Raw genomic sequence first — 16,091 nt, forward strand, 5'->3', positions numbered from 1 at the left:
TATTCCTGCAAATGCGAGGGGGCGCAAGTGCGCCCCGAAGAAAATTAAACAATTTCAAGCGTACCCAGGCGATATTTCCGCTGGTAGATAAACGAGGTGAGTACAATCGGAATGATGATGGCGATAGCCATTGCCAGCGCAAACACCTGCCAGTAGCTCGGCTGAATAGAGAGAATGCCCGGCAGACCGCCAACACCGATGCCGTTCGCCATGACGCCGTTCAGGCCGCATAACAATCCCGCCACACCAGAACCAATCATCGCGCACAGCATCGGGAAGCGATATTTCAGGTTGATGCCGTACATTGCCGGCTCTGTGACCCCAAGCCAGGCGGAGATCGCGGCAGGCACGGAGATCTCGCGTTCATTGTGCTTGCGGCTGGAAATGATAATACCTATCACGGCGGAGCCCTGAGCGATATTCGACAGTGCAATCAGCGGCCACACTGGCGTGCCACCCATGCTTTGAATCATCTGCAAATCAATAGCAAGCGTGGTCTGGTGTACGCCGGTGATCACCAACGGGGCGTACAGGAAGCCAAACAATGCCGCACCAATCGGCGCAAAGCTGCCGGTCATCAGGTGGCGTACCGCAAAGGCAACGCCATCGCCAATCATGCGGCCAAAGGGACCAATAAGTGCATGGGCAAGGAACACCGCGAGGATCAACGAACAGACCGGCACAACCACCAGATAGAGGTAATCTGGCACGATGCGCTTAAGGCGGGTTTCAATAACGCCAAGCGCCAGCCCGGCCAGCAGTGCCGGGATCACCTGTGCCTGATAGCCCACTTTAGCGATGCTGAACATGCCAAAGTCCCATACTTCTGGCACCTGCTGCCCGAGCAGATAGGCGTTCATCAATTGTGGAGAAACCAGCGTCACGCCAAGTACGATACCGAGAATCGGTGTGCCACCCATCTTTTTCACCGCTGACCAGCAGATTCCGACTGGCAGGTAGAAGAAGATCGCTTCACCGATCAACCACAAAAAATCGTAGATCGTTTTTAGAGAAGGGTACATTTGCGCCAGCGTCTGCCCGTTGCTCATGGGTAGATCGCCAATCACATTGCGAAAACCGAGGATCAAACCACCACTAATTAGCGCCGGTAGCAACGGGAAGAAGATCTCTGCGAAATGGGAGATCAACTGTTCATGCCATTTCATATTTTGCCGTGCAGCTTTTTTCACCTGCTCTTTATCGACCTGCGCCTGACCAGTCCTCGCCAGCAGCGCTTTATAGTAATCGCCAACGTTGGTGCCAATGACCACCTGAAATTGCCCGGCATTGGTGAAGCAGCCTTTCACCATTGGTAATTGTTCAATTTCTTTCGGTCTGGCATTGGTCGGTTGGTTGAGGACAAAGCGCAGGCGTGTAATACAGTGGCTCACCGTCGCGATATTGTCGCGCCCGCCAACCAGTTCAATCAACTGGTCGATATCCGTTTGGTTCACTTTGCTCATCGTAAAGCCCCGTGGCAGATGACATATTTGGTTGATGGCAGAATATCGTGGGAAGAGAATATTAAAAATGGGAACGTTCCCGAAACGCAGCGAAGATCACAAATTATCGTTCAGTCAACGATCAGGAAAGGGTGGCGGGGATGACGATTTGTTGGGGTTCGCTGCGTCCGGTTACCTGCTCGATCAACTGGCAGGCCGCCTGGCGTCCGGCTTCAGCGTAGCCGGGATCAACGGTGACGATCTCCGGATGGAGGAACTTCATCAACGGCGTATTACCAACACTCGCCAACTGTAGAGTGTCAATGCGTTTCTCTTGCAGGTATTTACTTGCGCCAAGTGCCAGCGTGTCGGTTGCGCACAGCAACGCGGTGGTTTCAGGCGTAATCACTTTTTCCACGTTATCGTAGCCTTGCTTCATGGCAAGGCCCGGCAGAGCGGCGACGGGATGCAGTTTATGCGCTTTGCAAAATGCCAGATAGGCCTCATGGCGTCGCTTACCGGTAGTGACGTCACTGTGTGGCACGCCGAGATAGCTGATATTGCGGTGCCCCTGGTCATACAGTCGCTGCATCAGGATTTTGATCGCCCCTTCGTCGTCATAACAGACTGAAGCAAAGCCTTTTGCGTCACGTGCCATCAGCACCAGTGATGACTGCCAGTGGGCTAACATCTCTTCCGTTATGCCGGTAAAACCAAACAGCACCACGCCGTCAATATTACGACGTTTCAGAACGCCCAGATGCTCTGCGACCAATTGTGGTGAAAACTGGCTTTCCATCATGATTGGGTCGTAGCCCTGTTCATAGAATGCAGGCAGCATGGTCTGAACGGCGAGATTTTCTGATAACGAATCCAGACGGGTAACGATAATGGCGACGACTTTATCGCTTTGCCCACGCATGGCGCGTGCGGAGCGGGAAGGGGAAAATCCATGCTGATTCATCACTGCTTCCACGCGCTCACGTGTGCGCTGACTCACGCCGCTTTCGTTATTCAGCACCCGGGAAACCGTGGATTTCCCTACGCCGCTTAAGCGCGCGATGTCTTTGATGGTCAGCCGATTTTGCATCCTGTTGCCCCGTAACTTGCGGTTTAATTATTTGAGCCTAACTTTACCTGTGCATACCGCAATGGGCAAAGTCTGGTTTATCGTTGGTTTAGTTGTCTGCAGGTATTATATCGGCATAAATGCTACCAATATTATTGGATTCCTGGCGCTATTTTTCACTTACCGGAGGTTATATGGAACCTGATCCCACGCCTCTCCCTCGACGGAGATTAAAACTTTTCCGGTAAGCCTGTCTTTTCACGGCGTTACCGGATGCGTAAGGCCGTGACGTTTTAACGTCCCAGCTCATTTTTATTACCTTCAGGTAAGGCTTTGCAACGCCTGAAGATATTTTCTGCACCATGCTTACAGGGTGCGGAGGGACTTCCTATGTTTAAAGAAATTTTTACCCGGCTCATGCGCCATTTACCTTCTCGTCTGGTTCATCGCGATCCGTTGCCTGGCGCGCAACAGACAGCGAATATTCCGATCCCCCCTTCCTTAAGTGCGCATTGCCTGAAAATGGCGGTAATGCCAGAAGAGGAATTATGGAAAACCTTCGACACCCATCCGGAAGGGTTAAATCAGGCGGAAGTGGAATTAGCCCGCGAACAACATGGTGAAAATAAATTACCTGCGCAACAACCGTCTCCGTGGTGGGTACATTTGTGGGTCTGTTATCGCAACCCCTTTAATATATTGCTCACCATTCTCGGCGGTATTTCTTATGCCACGGAGGATTTATTTGCTGCAGGTGTGATCGCGTTAATGGTGGCTATTTCCACGCTGCTGAACTTTATTCAGGAAGCGCGTTCCACTAAAGCGGCAGATGCCCTGAAAGCGATGGTCAGCAATACCGCGACGGTGCTGCGTGTAATTAACGACAAAGGGGAAAATGGCTGGCTGGAGATCCCAATCGACCAGTTAGTGCCTGGCGATATTATTAAACTGGCGGCGGGGGATATGATCCCGGCCGATTTACGTATTTTGCAGGCGCGCGATCTGTTCATCGCTCAGGCGTCATTAACCGGTGAGTCTCTGCCTGTTGAAAAAGCAACAACTACCCGCCAGTCAGAGCACTGTAATCCGCTGGAGTGCGACACTTTGTGTTTTATGGGCACCACCGTGGTGAGCGGCACGGCACAAGCAATGGTGATTGCCACAAGTGCCAATACCTGGTTTGGTCAACTGGCGGGGCGTGTCAGCGAGCAGGAAAACGAGCCGAACGCCTTTCAACAAGGGATCAGCCGCGTCAGCATATTGTTGATTCGCTTTATGCTGGTGATGACGCCGGTGGTGCTGCTCATCAACGGTTACACCAAAGGTGACTGGTGGGAAGCAGCGCTGTTCGCGCTTTCGGTTGCGGTAGGCTTAACACCGGAAATGTTGCCGATGATTGTCACTTCGACGCTGGCACGTGGCGCAGTCAAGCTGTCGAAACAGAAAGTGATCGTCAAACATCTGGATGCCATTCAGAACTTTGGCGCTATGGATATTCTGTGCACTGATAAAACAGGCACCCTGACGCAAGATAAAATTGTGCTGGAGAATCATACCGATATCTCCGGTAAAACCAGCGAGCGGGTGCTACATAGTGCGTGGTTGAACAGCCATTACCAGACCGGGCTTAAAAACCTGCTCGATACGGCGGTGCTGGAAGGCATCGATGAAGAGTCTGCCCGTCTGTTGGCCAGTCGTTGGCAGAAAGTGGATGAAATTCCGTTTGATTTCGAGCGCCGCCGGATGTCGGTAGTAGTGGCAGAAAATGCCGAACACCATCAACTGGTTTGCAAAGGCGCATTGCAGGAGATCCTCAATGTGTGTTCGCAAGTGCGTCACAATGGCGAGATTGTCCCGCTTGATGACACCATGTTACGCAAGATTAAACGGGTTACTGATACGCTGAACCGTCAGGGGCTGCGCGTGGTTGCGGTGGCGACGAAATACCAGCCAGCGCGTGAAGGAGATTACCAGCGAATTGATGAATCCGATCTGATCCTCGAAGGATATATCGCTTTTCTTGATCCGCCAAAAGAGACAACGGCTCCGGCTCTGCGGGCGTTAAAAGCCAGTGGAATTACCGTGAAGATCCTTACTGGCGACAGTGAGTTAGTGGCGGCGAAAGTGTGCCATGAAGTGGGGCTGGACGCGGGAGAAGTGGTTACTGGTAGTGATATTGAAACGCTAACTGACGACGAATTGGCAAATCTCGCGCAACGTACCACGCTGTTCGCGCGCCTGACGCCGATGCATAAAGAACGCATTGTGACCTTACTGAGGCGTGAAGGGCATGTGGTTGGCTTTATGGGCGATGGAATAAATGATGCGCCCGCCTTACGCGCTGCGGATATTGGAATTTCCGTGGACGGCGCGGTAGATATTGCTCGTGAAGCGGCTGATATCATCCTGCTGGAAAAAAGCCTGATGGTGCTGGAAGAGGGGGTTATTGAGGGACGTCGCACTTTCGCCAACATGCTGAAATACATCAAAATGACGGCGAGTTCTAACTTCGGTAATGTGTTCAGCGTGCTGGTGGCGAGTGCTTTCTTGCCTTTCCTGCCGATGTTGCCGTTACACTTGCTTATTCAGAACCTGCTGTACGATGTGTCACAGGTGGCTATCCCGTTTGATAACGTCGACGACGAGCAAATTCAAAAGCCGCAGCGCTGGAATCCGGCGGATCTGGGGCGCTTTATGATCTTCTTCGGACCGATCAGTTCGATCTTCGATATTCTGACGTTTTGCCTGATGTGGTGGGTATTCCATGCCAACACACCGGAAACGCAAACGCTGTTCCAGTCGGGCTGGTTTGTGGTGGGGTTACTGTCGCAAACGCTGATTGTACATATGATCCGTACCCGCCGTGTTCCGTTTATTCAGAGCCGCGCATCGTGGCCGTTAATGATCATGACCGTGATCGTGATGGTTGTGGGGATCGCATTGCCGTTCTCGCCGCTGGCCAGTTATCTGCAACTGCAGGCGTTGCCGTTAAGCTATTTCCCGTGGCTAATTGCGATTCTGGCAGGGTATATGACATTAACGCAACTGGTGAAAGGGTTCTATAGCCGTCGTTACGGCTGGCAGTAAGCCAGTGATGAGACTGACCTGAAATATTCTTTCAGGTCGGTCACCTACGAAAAAATCTGCACAAAAAAATAGATTACTGTAAAAATAAAAAAACAAATAAACGTCCAGCTCAAATTATAAAGGGCGCTATAGCTTTTATTTACCGAACGAGAGAGATAGATGTCTTCTTTTTTAATGTGTCTGGAGGAGATGTTGCGATACAGGCGGATATAATAAACACAATAAAGTAATAAAGGCGGTATTACCCATCCACCTGTAGGCTTGCCAAATATAAGCGTGAGTATAATGGAGACAGCAAAGAAAAGCAGAAAGACGATTTGCGCTTTGGATTCTATTTTTTTTAATTCACTTCTTACGCCTTCTGCGTGCTGTTCTTGCCAGCGCCGCAGCGTACTAACACTAAATTGATAGTGTTCACATAAATCCTTATTAGGTGCACCCTTTTTTGACTGTTGTAAAATTTCAGCAATTTGTTCATCAGTGAAACGGGCTTTAGCCATCTTCAACCCTCCGTGGTTGAATCAGATAATCCAGGCGCGAAACCTGGATTATCTTTTTGAAAGAGATTAGCGACGAACAGCGATCGCTTCGATCTCAATCTTCACGTCTTTCGGCAGACGGGCAACTTCAACGCAAGAACGTGCCGGGAAGGTGGCATTGTGTTCGGTGAAGAAGGCTTCGTAAGTGGCATTTACGGTTGCGAAGTCGTTCAGATCTTTCACAAAAACGGTGGTTTTAACGATATCGCCCACTTTCAGGCCAGCCGCTTCCACGATCGCTTTTACGTTATCCAGAGACTGACGCGCCTGTGCGGCTACGTCTGCCGGAACTTCGCCCGTTTTCGGGTTTACCGGGATCTGACCGGAGGTGATGATCATACTGCCCAGATCAACGCCCTGAACATACGGACCGATAGCTGCGGGTGCATTTTCCGTCGCGATAGTTTTGCTCATGATTTCTCCTTTATTACAGCGGTAAAAAGTCTGGCTCATTATAGGGAGCCAGACTTTTATTACCAACCGCAATTAATTGGCCAGCACCACATTATGGGAAAACTCTTTTTCGCAGTATTTGCATTTGAGCGCGATATCATTGGCGCGTTTTCTCACTGCAAAGCTGGAAGAAACCGGTTCGGCATGGCTGATACAGTTGCTGTTCGGGCAGACCAGCACATTGTCGATGCGCTCCGGCAGGCTGGGGCGCGATTTGCCAACCACTTCATAGTTGTCGATACGGTTTACCGTGGCTTGCGGTGCATACAATGCCAGTTGGTCTACCTGATCTTCACTCAAAAAGGTATTTTCGATTTTGATCAGATCCTTGCGCCCCATCTCGCCAGAAGGCAGGTTCAGACCAATGGTGATGCGCTGATCCGTTTCGGTCAGCTTGAACAGACTCAACAGCTTAAAACCGATCTGGGCGGGGATATGGTCAATTACCGTGCCGCGTTTAATAGCTTCAACCTGCAATTTATTATCGTGTGTCATCTTTATTTCCCCTTACAGTACCAGATCGCGATTCAGAACCAGTGCCAGTAACGCCTGGCGAGCGAAAATTCCGTTACCTGCCTGCTGGAAGTACCAGGCGTGCGGCGTTTTATCAACATCTGTCGCAATCTCATCAACGCGCGGCAGCGGATGCAGCACTTTCATATTGGCTTTGGCGTTGTGGAGATCGCTGGCGCGCAGGACAAACTGCGCTTTCACGTTGGCGTATTCAGACGGATCCAGGCGCTCTTTTTGCACGCGGGTCATATACAGAATATCCACTTCCGCCATCACTTCTTCGATGGCGCTATGCAGACTCCAGGCGATACCTTTTTCATCGAGCATATCCAGAATGTATTGCGGCATTGCCAACGCATCCGGGGCGATGAAGTAAAAACGGTTGCCGTCGAATTTTGCCAGCGCCTGGGTCAGAGAGTGCACGGTACGGCCATATTTCAGGTCACCGACCATTGCGACGTGGAGATTGTCCAGACGCCCCTGAGTTTCCTTAATCGTGAACAGATCCAGCAAGGTTTGCGTCGGATGTTGGTTGGAACCATCACCGGCATTCAGTACCGGTACATTGCCGGAAAACTCGGTGGCCAGGCGTGCCGCACCTTCCTGCGGGTGGCGCATCACAATCGCATCGACATAGGTACTAATAACCGAAATGGTATCGGCCAGCGTTTCCCCTTTTTTACCCAATGACGTGTTGGCGCTGTCGGAGAATCCCACCACGCTGGCACCCAGGCGGTGCATCGAGGTTTCGAAAGAGAGGCGGGTGCGGGTTGATGCTTCGAAGAAGCAACTGGCAATCACTTTATGTTTCAACAACTCTGGTTGCGGGTTTGCTTTCAGTTTCGCCGCTGTCGCCAGCACCAGATTAAGGTCATCGCGACTAAGGTCGTTTATGGAAATGATATGTTTTTGATATAGCGGATTAGCCATCTTTTATCTCCTGACGCCTGGGCAAAAAAAAGCCCCTCGATTGAGGGGCTGGGAATAGGTGATCAACGGGAAGAAAAACGGCAGGCCAGCGTCTTTTTTCAGACGCGGTAAGACAAAATGTCGAACACACTGAACCATACATCCTCCCGGCAAATTGTCCGGCATTATACTCAGCCAGAAAGTGGGATCAAGCGATTAATGCAAAAAACTCCCCAGGTAAACGATTGTTGTGAATTTATATGCTTTAAATTTGAATTTATAACATAAGGTGGGATGGCGCAGGAACGGGCAGGAAAATATGCGCTGGCGCAATCAGGCGGCAAAAAATACTGGTATGGCTATAAGGAATTACGTATAACAAGAGAAATGAAACAATGTTTTAATTGAGGAAAGGAAAGAAATGATCATCGGAAATATTCATAATCTCCAGCAATGGTTGCCGGAAGAGTTACGCCAGGCGATTGAGCATATTAAAGCGCACGTTACGGCAGAAACGCCAAAGGGTAAGCACGATATCGAAGGCAACCGTCTGTTTTATCTTATCTCTGAAGGTATGACCGAGCCGTATGAAGCGCGTCGCGCAGAGTATCATGCTCGCTATCTCGACATTCAAATTGTGTTAAAAGGGCAGGAGGGCATGACCTTTAGCACGCAACCTGCGGGTACACCGGATACTGACTGGTTAGCAGATAAAGACATCGCCTTTTTGCCGGAAGGCGTTGAAGAGAAGACCGTCATCCTCAATGAAGGGGACTTTGTCGTGTTCTATCCGGGTGAAGTGCACAAGCCACTGTGCGCAGTGGGCGAGCCAGCCAGGGTTCGCAAAGCGGTTGTGAAGATGCAGATGGTATAAGCGGATTATACCGGTGGCGACGTTACGCCGCCTCCGGTACTGGTGTTATTTGGCAAGCGTCGCGACCATCACTGCTTTGATGGTATGCATACGGTTTTCCGCCTGATCAAAAACAATGCTGGCGGCAGATTCGAAGACCTCATCCGTCACTTCCATCCCACCATGCAGGCCAAATTCTTCTGCCATTTTCTTGCCAAGCGTGGTTTGATCGTCATGAAATGCGGGCAGACAGTGCAGGAATTTGACTTCGGGATTACCCGTCAACTGCATCATTTTGCTGTTTACCTGATAATCACGCAGCAGTGCAATACGTTCTGCCCATTTCTCTTTCGCTTCCCCCATCGACACCCACACATCGGTATAGATAAAGTCTGCGCCTTTAACGCCTGCCGCGATATCTTCTGTCAGCGTTATATTCCCGCCGTTCTGTTGTGCCAGCGCGCGACATTCCGCAACCAGCGAGGCTTCCGGCCAGCACGCCTGCGGTGCCACCAGGCGTAAATCCAGGCCAGTCAGCGCAGCAGCTTCCAGCATCGAATTGCCCATGTTGTTGCGGGCATCTCCGGCGTAGACCAGCGTCATTTCATTGAACGCTTTACCCGGTAAATATTCTTGCATGGTCAGCAGATCTGCCAGCAACTGCGTTGGATGGAATTCATTGGTCAGCCCGTTCCAGACCGGCACGCCAGCGTATTCTGCCAGCGTTTCGACGATCTCCTGACCATAGCCGCGATACTGAATACCGTCATACATGCGTCCAAGCACGCGGGCAGTATCTTTAATCGACTCTTTATGACCAATCTGGCTGCCGCTGGGGCCGAGATAAGTGACGCGAGCGCCCTGGTCATATGCGGCAACTTCGAAAGAGCATCGGGTACGTGTCGAGTCTTTTTCGAAGATGAGCGCGATGTTTTTACCCGTGAGTCTGGCTTCTTCAGTACCGTTTTTCTTATCGGCTTTCAGCTTCGCGGCTAACTGAAGCAGGCTGTTGATTTCAGCGGGTGTGAAATCGAGTAATTTCAGGAAATGCTTATGATAAAACCCGGACATAGATCCCTCCTGTGGCTAACGCCTAATGAATTAAAATTCAATTTATATGTATGAATATTCATTTGCAAGCCTGAGGCATAAATCTTTATCACAAAGGTGGAGGCAATGTCAGTGGTGTGTGACAATAAGAGTATCGGCAGGACATTAAGAGGAATAAGCCATGGCAAACCCGGAACAACTGGAAGAACAGCGTGAAGAAACGCGTTTGATTATTGAAGAATTACTGGAAGATGGTAGCGATCCAGACGCGCTGTACACCATCGAGCATCACCTTTCCGCAGACGATCTGGAAACCCTGGAAAAAGCGGCGGTTGAAGCATTTAAACTCGGCTATGAAGTGACCGATCCAGAAGAGCTGGAAGTGGAAGAGGGTGATATCGTGATTTGCTGTGACATCATCAGCGAATGCGCGTTGAATGCCGATCTGATCGATGCTCAGGTTGAGCAATTGATGAACCTGGCAGAGAAATTCGACGTTGAATACGACGGTTGGGGGACTTACTTTGAAGATCCTAACGGTGAAGAAGGCGACGATGAAGATTTTGTCGACGAAGATGATGACGGTGTTCGCCATTAATTAATTGATTAAAATGCCCGATAGCACACACTAGCGGGCATTTTTTTACAGTTCGCGCAGCATCCGCACTTCACAATCGACATGGCCCGTGCAGCCAAGCGCATAGTCGATATGTTGAAAACCTAAATGTTCATACAAACCAATCGCTTCTTTCAAAAAAGCGGTTGTTTCCAGATAGCAGCGTTTGAAGCCCATTTCTCGCGCCTGCTCCATCGCCATTAAGGCCAGTTTTTTTGCCAGCCCTTTGCCGCGAATAGCAGGAAGAAAATACATTTTTTGTAATTCGCAAATGTCTGACTCACTCCCGGTTAATGGCGCAATTCCGCCGCCGCCGACCACTTCGCCGTGGTATTCAACCACCCAATACGCATGGCCAGACTGACTGTACATTTGATACAGCTCGTCGAGATTGGGATCGGCAACGGTATAGCCTTTATCAGCGGTCAGACCGTACTCTGCGGACACCTGGCGGATGACACTGGCAATAGCAGGATTATCGGTGGCGGTAAGTTTGCGCAAACGGAGCGCGGGAGAAGCGACAACATTCATAGCATAGCTCAATTTCAAATGTATGATTTATAGCTCACTTTAATACCACCCTCGCTTATGCGGTGCAAGAAGAAGATAAATCAGAAAATATTAAGCATATATCTCTTTGAGAAGGCGTATTCTAGGCGTACCAGTATTATTGTACTGGATTTATTATCTGTATGAATGGAATTTATTTTAGGGATATAGTTCATGAATGGTGTAAACGTCGGGAAAGATAATCCTCGTCACGCATTTGTTTTTACAGGCAAGGGTGGTGAGTATTTTCTTATTTGTCTTGTGAATTTTTTACTGACAATTATTACTCTGGGAATATATGGGCCGTGGGCATTAGTGAAATGCCGTCGTTATATTTATCAACATGTGACACTCAAGGGGCAACCATTTAGTTATAAGGGAACAGGTGGTGCTATTTTTGTTAGCATGTTACTTATTATGATCGTTTATTTTTTCAGTATTTTTTGTTTTTCAGGCCAACACTTTGTGCTTGGTTTTTTCCTGTTTGCCCTCTTGATCTGCGGTATTCCTTGCATGGCAGTGAAGAGTTTGCAATATCAGGCGAACATGACCTCACTGAATGGTATTCGCTTTGGCTTTAACTGCTCCATGCTCCGTGCATGGTGGGTGATGTTAGGTCTGCCTGTTCTGTTGGCGTTAGCTTTTTGGTTAGCGCTATACCTTATTGCGCAAGTTATGACATCAATAGGAGGATTAGTCTTTAATTTAGTGGTGTTAAGTTTACTTTCAGCCGTCGGATTGGGTGTTGTCCACGGTATTACCTATAGCAAATGGATGCCGTTGCTGGGTAATAACGCGACCTTTGGCACTCATCAGTTCTCTATTAAGGTAAACGTAAAAGAATGCATTAAAGGATGTATGCTCGCAATATTGACCATGGTTCCTTTCATCATTGTCATTGGTATTATGATTGCGCCAGTATTTCAGCAATTAATGATGATGACTATGTTAGGGCGGGCTGGTGCGGGTAGTGATCTTATATTGCAATATTACCCGCAGATTATGGCTTCCTATTTCCTGTATTTTGTGGCGATTCTTGTTTTTGCCAGTTATCTCTATGCCACGTTACGCGGTCTGTTTCTGAATAATCTGACACTGGCAAATGGAACAATTCATTTCCATTCGTCTGTTACCACCTTCGGTATGCTTCTGCGCATGTTTGCGATATTAATGGGGGCTTCAATCACCTGTGGACTGGCTTATCCCTGGCTGAAAATGTGGATGGTTGGCTGGATTGCCAATAATACCCATGTTCAGGGTGACCTTGATTCGCTGGAATTAACCAATGATGACAAACCGCAGGATAGCGGGCCGTTAATGTGGATATCTCGCGGTATTATGCCGTATGTTCCGTTTATCTAAATAAAAAGGCCGGAGCATGCTCCGGCCTTCGTTTTCACGGTGGGTATTACAGCGCGGCGATAACCGCCTGCTGTTCAATCAGTTTCGCTTTCGCTTCCGCATAACCTTCCAGCTTCTCACGCTCTTTCGCGATAACCGCTTCCGGTGCGCGGGATACAAAGCCTTCGTTCGCCAGCTTGTTCTCGATGCGGCTGATTTCGCCTTCGATCTTCGCCACTTCTTTTGCCAGACGTGCCAGCTCATCTTCTTTATTGATGAGGCCAGCCATCGGGATCAGCAGCTCAGCACCGTCGACGATCTTAGTAACGGAAACCGGACCTTTGTCATCGGCAGGCAGCACAGTGATGCTTTCCAGACGCGCCAGTGTTTGCAGGAAGCCACGGTTTTCATTTACGCGACGCTCTGCATCCGCACTGCAACCACGCAGCAGAAGCTCCAGCGGTTTGCCCGGTGCGATGTTCATTTCCGCGCGGATGTTACGCACCGCAATGATCGCCTGTTTCAGCCACTCGGTGTCAGCCAGCGCCGCCTCATCAACCTGAGACGCATCGTACTGCGGGAACGGTTGCAGCATGATGGTGTCGGCAGTGATGCCGCACAGTACTTTCACACGCTGCCAGATGGTTTCGGTGATGAACGGAATGATCGGATGCGCGAGGCGCAGCAGACCTTCCAGCACGGTCACCAGCGTATGGCGAGTACCACGCAGTTCGGCTTCAGTTCCACCGTTCATTACCGGCTTGGTCAGCTCCAGATACCAGTCGCAGAACTGGTTCCAGGTGAACTCATACAAAATGCCTGCGGCGATATCGAAGCGGAAGCTATCCAGCGCTTCGCGGTACGCTTTGATGGTCTGGTTGAACTCCGCCAGGATCCAGCGGTCTGCCAGTGACAGGGTCATTTCGCCGCCGTTAAAGCCGCAATCCTGACCTTCAGTGTTCATCAGCACAAAGCGGCTGGCGTTCCACAGTTTGTTACAGAAGTTACGGTAACCTTCCAGACGCTTCATATCCCAGTTGATGTCACGACCGGTAGAAGCCAGCGCAGCCAGGGTGAAGCGCAGGGCGTCAGTACCGTGCGGCTCAATACCGTTCGGGAACTGCTTCTCGGTGCGCTTACGGATTTTATCCGCCAGTTGTGGCTGCATCATATTGCCGGTACGTTTTTCCAGCAGTTCTGGCAGCGAAATACCGTCGACCATATCCAGCGGGTCAATCACGTTACCCTTGGATTTGGACATCTTCTGGCCTTCGTCATCACGAATCAGACCGGTCATGTAAACGGTGTGGAACGGCACCTGCGGCTTGCCATTTTCATCTTTGATGAAATGCATGGTCATCATGATCATGCGGGCAATCCAGAAGAAGATGATGTCGAAGCCAGATACCATCACACTGGTCGGGTGGAACTGACGCAGGGCGTCGGTGTTTTCCGGCCAGCCAAGAGTAGAGAAGGTCCACAGCGCAGAGGAGAACCAGGTATCGAGAACGTCTTCGTCCTGACGCAGAGCGACGTCGGCGGCAAGGTTATTTTCCTTGCGCACTTCATCTTCGTTGCGGCCAACATAAACGTTACCCGCGTCGTCGTACCATGCCGGAATGCGGTGACCCCACCACAGTTGACGAGAGATACACCAGTCCTGAATATCACGCATCCAGGAGAAGTACATGTTTTCGTACTGCTTCGGTACGAACTGAATGTCGCCGTTCTCAACCGCTTCAACTGCCGGTTTCGCCAGTACATCGGCACGTACATACCACTGGTCGGTCAGCATCGGTTCGATAACTACGCCGCCACGGTCGCCGTAAGGAACAGTCAGGTCGTGCGGTTTAATCTCTTCCAGCAGGCCGAGGGCATCAACGGCAGCAACGATCGCTTTGCGTGCAGCAAAACGCTCCAGTTTCTGGAATTCTGCCGGGATCTCGCTGGAATAAACGTCAGATTCGTTACCTTTGGTATCGAACACCTGGGCGCTTTCACGGATATCACCGTCAAAGGTCAGGATGTTGATCATCGGCAGAGCGTGGCGTTTACCTACTTCATAGTCGTTAAAGTCGTGCGCCGGAGTGATCTTCACGCAGCCAGTGCCTTTTTCCATGTCGGCGTGTTCGTCGCCAACGATAGGAATACGACGGTTCACCAGCGGAAGAATGACATATTTGCCAATCAGATCTTTGTAACGCGGATCTTCCGGGTTAACAGCGACGCCGGTATCGCCCAGCAGAGTTTCCGGGCGGGTGGTCGCGACGACCAGATAATCTTTACCGTCTGCGGTTTTCGCGCCGTCAGCCAGCGGATAGCGGATGTGCCACATCGAACCTTTCGATTCGCGGTTTTCCACTTCCAGGTCAGAGATAGCGGTGCGCAGTTTCGGGTCCCAGTTGACCAGGCGTTTGCCACGGTAAATCAGGTCTTCTTTATACAGACGAACGAAAACTTCTTTCACCGCATTGGAAAGCCCTTCATCCATAGTGAAGCGCTCACGCTCCCAGTCGACGGAGTTGCCGAGACGACGCATCTGACGAGTAATGGTGCCGCCGGATTCCGCTTTCCATTCCCAGATTTTATCGATGAAGGCTTCGCGGCCATAGTCGTGACGGGTTTTACCTTCTTCTGCGGCAATCTTGCGCTCAACGACCATCTGGGTAGCGATCCCGGCGTGGTCAGTACCGACCTGCCACAGGGTATTTTTACCCTGCATGCGCTGATAGCGGATCATGGTATCCATGATGGTTTGCTGGAAGGCGTGACCCATATGCAAACTGCCGGTGACGTTCGGCGGCGGGATCATGATGCAGAAACTTTCCTGGCTTTCATCGCCATTAGGCTTAAAGTAGCCCTGCTTTTCCCAGTGCTCGTAAAGCGGCTGTTCGATATCTTGTGGGTTGTATGTCTTTTCCATTATTTCCAGGTTGCCGTATTCAGGTTGAAACCAGCCACGCGGTAGGCTTTATAGCGTTCGCGCGCCAGTTGTTTCAGAGAATCTTCATAAGGGACGAAGTCTACCACTTCTGTGAAAGCGGTGGCAAAATCTGCAAAGCTTGTTCGCAGACTAATCAATATATCGCGCGGGCTGCTGCTACGTTTTTGCGGCCAGGCGATCTCCACTGGCGCACCGCCGCGCGGTCCTTCTCCCGCTAAATTGTGCGGAACAAAACTTTCTGCCGGACGCGCCCACAGGGCTTCGTCCAGCCGGTAAGCCTGTTTTTCATCTTCACAGGCGATGAGCACGCGCTTACCGCTGCGCCAACGTTCTGCGGCAATTTCACACACCAGTTGCTCAACGGCGCTTAAGCCATCAACGGTGGTGTCATTGTCCAGAAGGTAGAACGTTGCGTTTTTCATATATGGGGCTTCTTGTGGTGGATTTAAATATGCATCAGGTAATACACCGCATTGCCTGATGCGCCGCTGTCGCGTCTTATCAGACCTACAAGTTCGGTGCTGTGTGTAGGTCGGATAAGGCGTTCACGCCGCATCCGACAATAACAACATTGCCTGATACGCCGCTGTCGCGTCTTATCAGACCTACAAGTTCGGTGCTGTGTGTAGGTCGGATAAGGCGTTCACGCCGCATCCGGCAAGAACAACATTGCCTGATGCGCCGCTGTCGCGTCTTATCAGGCCTACGAGTTCAGTGCTGCGTGTA

The 16,091-nt window shown here is 50.5% G+C and carries 16 protein-coding genes; 5 read left to right on the forward strand and 11 right to left on the reverse strand.

What is annotated here, in order from left to right; translation table 11 throughout:
• Positions 1–44 precede the first annotated feature (44 nt).
• Positions 45–1,463: a PTS trehalose transporter subunit IIBC gene (treB, locus tag A1WG_RS09745; RefSeq protein ID WP_000049038.1), complete on the reverse strand. Its 1,419-nt coding sequence runs from the start codon at positions 1,461–1,463 to the stop codon at positions 45–47.
• 121 nt (positions 1,464–1,584) lie between these two features.
• A complete protein-coding gene (gene treR, locus A1WG_RS09740; RefSeq protein WP_001181341.1) occupies positions 1,585–2,532 on the reverse strand; it encodes a trehalose operon repressor TreR in 948 nt (315 codons plus the stop codon).
• Positions 2,533–2,705: 173 nt separating this feature from the next.
• Between treR and mgtL the strand changes: the two genes are divergently transcribed.
• Both mgtL and mgtA read left to right on the forward strand, forming a co-directional pair.
• Positions 2,706–2,759 carry a mgtA regulatory leader peptide MgtL gene (gene mgtL / locus A1WG_RS24565; protein ID WP_001387276.1) on the forward strand — a complete coding sequence of 18 codons (54 nt, stop codon included), beginning with the start codon at positions 2,706–2,708 and terminating at the stop codon, positions 2,757–2,759.
• Positions 2,760–2,901: 142 nt separating this feature from the next.
• Complete coding sequence (gene mgtA / locus A1WG_RS09735) at positions 2,902–5,598, forward strand: magnesium-translocating P-type ATPase (RefSeq protein ID WP_001517654.1); 2,697 nt, start codon at positions 2,902–2,904, stop codon at positions 5,596–5,598.
• A gap of 44 nt (positions 5,599–5,642) precedes the next feature.
• Here the strand turns inward: mgtA and A1WG_RS09730 are convergent, their stop codons facing one another.
• From A1WG_RS09730 to pyrL, 5 genes are all read right to left on the reverse strand, one after another.
• Positions 5,643–6,098: a transposase gene (locus A1WG_RS09730; RefSeq protein WP_001517655.1), complete on the reverse strand. Its 456-nt coding sequence runs from the start codon at positions 6,096–6,098 to the stop codon at positions 5,643–5,645.
• Positions 6,099–6,164: 66 nt separating this feature from the next.
• Positions 6,165–6,551: an enamine/imine deaminase gene (locus A1WG_RS09725; protein WP_000047542.1), complete on the reverse strand. Its 387-nt coding sequence runs from the start codon at positions 6,549–6,551 to the stop codon at positions 6,165–6,167.
• A gap of 72 nt (positions 6,552–6,623) precedes the next feature.
• Positions 6,624–7,085, reverse strand: coding sequence for an aspartate carbamoyltransferase regulatory subunit (pyrI, locus tag A1WG_RS09720; RefSeq protein WP_000148581.1), 462 nt, complete (start codon positions 7,083–7,085; stop codon positions 6,624–6,626).
• Between the two features lie 12 nt (positions 7,086–7,097).
• Positions 7,098–8,033 (reverse strand): aspartate carbamoyltransferase, encoded by a 936-nt coding sequence (pyrB, locus tag A1WG_RS09715; protein WP_000013036.1) that lies wholly within the window; start codon positions 8,031–8,033, stop codon positions 7,098–7,100.
• Positions 8,034–8,036: 3 nt separating this feature from the next.
• The gene (pyrL, locus tag A1WG_RS0121900; RefSeq protein WP_032141493.1) at positions 8,037–8,171 is read right to left on the reverse strand and encodes a pyr operon leader peptide; all 135 of its coding nucleotides are present in this window, start codon (positions 8,169–8,171) and stop codon (positions 8,037–8,039) included.
• Positions 8,172–8,433: 262 nt separating this feature from the next.
• On the opposite strand from pyrL, the gene tabA reads away from it, so the two are divergent.
• Positions 8,434–8,886: a toxin-antitoxin biofilm protein TabA gene (gene tabA, locus A1WG_RS09710; RefSeq protein ID WP_001517656.1), complete on the forward strand. Its 453-nt coding sequence runs from the start codon at positions 8,434–8,436 to the stop codon at positions 8,884–8,886.
• A 45-nt stretch (positions 8,887–8,931) separates the two neighbouring features.
• On the opposite strand, the gene argF is transcribed toward tabA, so the two are convergent.
• On the reverse strand, positions 8,932–9,936 hold the full coding sequence (gene argF / locus A1WG_RS09705) for an ornithine carbamoyltransferase (RefSeq protein ID WP_000012892.1): 1,005 nt from the start codon (positions 9,934–9,936) through the stop codon (positions 8,932–8,934).
• A 160-nt stretch (positions 9,937–10,096) separates the two neighbouring features.
• On the opposite strand from argF, the gene rraB reads away from it, so the two are divergent.
• On the forward strand, positions 10,097–10,513 hold the full coding sequence (rraB, locus tag A1WG_RS09700; protein WP_000002962.1) for a ribonuclease E inhibitor RraB: 417 nt from the start codon (positions 10,097–10,099) through the stop codon (positions 10,511–10,513).
• A 45-nt stretch (positions 10,514–10,558) separates the two neighbouring features.
• Here rraB and A1WG_RS09695 read toward each other — a convergent pair whose 3' ends face one another.
• Positions 10,559–11,062, reverse strand: a complete 504-nt coding sequence (locus A1WG_RS09695; protein ID WP_001517657.1) for a GNAT family N-acetyltransferase — start codon at positions 11,060–11,062, stop codon at positions 10,559–10,561.
• 192 nt (positions 11,063–11,254) lie between these two features.
• Here A1WG_RS09695 and A1WG_RS09690 point away from each other — a divergent pair, with 192 nt between their 5' ends.
• Entirely contained in the window at positions 11,255–12,442 is a 1,188-nt protein-coding gene (locus A1WG_RS09690) for a YjgN family protein (protein WP_001014712.1), read from the forward strand.
• A 46-nt stretch (positions 12,443–12,488) separates the two neighbouring features.
• On the opposite strand, the gene valS is transcribed toward A1WG_RS09690, so the two are convergent.
• Positions 12,489–15,344, reverse strand: coding sequence for a valine--tRNA ligase (valS, locus tag A1WG_RS09685; protein ID WP_001517658.1), 2,856 nt, complete (start codon positions 15,342–15,344; stop codon positions 12,489–12,491).
• Positions 15,344–15,787 (reverse strand): DNA polymerase III subunit chi, encoded by a 444-nt coding sequence (holC, locus tag A1WG_RS09680; RefSeq protein ID WP_000786399.1) that lies wholly within the window; start codon positions 15,785–15,787, stop codon positions 15,344–15,346. The genes valS and holC overlap by 1 nt, the downstream gene beginning before the upstream one ends.
• Positions 15,788–16,091: the final 304 nt, after the last annotated feature.

This window comes from Escherichia sp. KTE96 (assembly GCF_000408525.1).
Lineage (GTDB): Bacteria > Pseudomonadota > Gammaproteobacteria > Enterobacterales > Enterobacteriaceae > Escherichia > Escherichia marmotae.

Coding starts and splice junctions, on each gene's coding strand:
- treB (WP_000049038.1), bottom strand. CDS start 1,463: ATGAGCAAAGTGAACCAAACGGATATCGACCAGTTGATTGAACTGGTT.
- treR (WP_001181341.1), bottom strand. CDS start 2,532: ATGCAAAATCGGCTGACCATCAAAGACATCGCGCGCTTAAGCGGCGTA.
- mgtA (WP_001517654.1), top strand. CDS start 2,902: ATGTTTAAAGAAATTTTTACCCGGCTCATGCGCCATTTACCTTCTCGT.
- A1WG_RS09730 (WP_001517655.1), bottom strand. CDS start 6,098: ATGGCTAAAGCCCGTTTCACTGATGAACAAATTGCTGAAATTTTACAA.
- A1WG_RS09725 (WP_000047542.1), bottom strand. CDS start 6,551: ATGAGCAAAACTATCGCGACGGAAAATGCACCCGCAGCTATCGGTCCG.
- pyrI (WP_000148581.1), bottom strand. CDS start 7,085: ATGACACACGATAATAAATTGCAGGTTGAAGCTATTAAACGCGGCACG.
- pyrB (WP_000013036.1), bottom strand. CDS start 8,033: ATGGCTAATCCGCTATATCAAAAACATATCATTTCCATAAACGACCTT.
- pyrL (WP_032141493.1), bottom strand. CDS start 8,171: ATGGTTCAGTGTGTTCGACATTTTGTCTTACCGCGTCTGAAAAAAGAC.
- tabA (WP_001517656.1), top strand. CDS start 8,434: ATGATCATCGGAAATATTCATAATCTCCAGCAATGGTTGCCGGAAGAG.
- argF (WP_000012892.1), bottom strand. CDS start 9,936: ATGTCCGGGTTTTATCATAAGCATTTCCTGAAATTACTCGATTTCACA.
- rraB (WP_000002962.1), top strand. CDS start 10,097: ATGGCAAACCCGGAACAACTGGAAGAACAGCGTGAAGAAACGCGTTTG.
- A1WG_RS09695 (WP_001517657.1), bottom strand. CDS start 11,062: ATGAATGTTGTCGCTTCTCCCGCGCTCCGTTTGCGCAAACTTACCGCC.
- A1WG_RS09690 (WP_001014712.1), top strand. CDS start 11,255: ATGAATGGTGTAAACGTCGGGAAAGATAATCCTCGTCACGCATTTGTT.
- valS (WP_001517658.1), bottom strand. CDS start 15,344: ATGGAAAAGACATACAACCCACAAGATATCGAACAGCCGCTTTACGAG.
- holC (WP_000786399.1), bottom strand. CDS start 15,787: ATGAAAAACGCAACGTTCTACCTTCTGGACAATGACACCACCGTTGAT.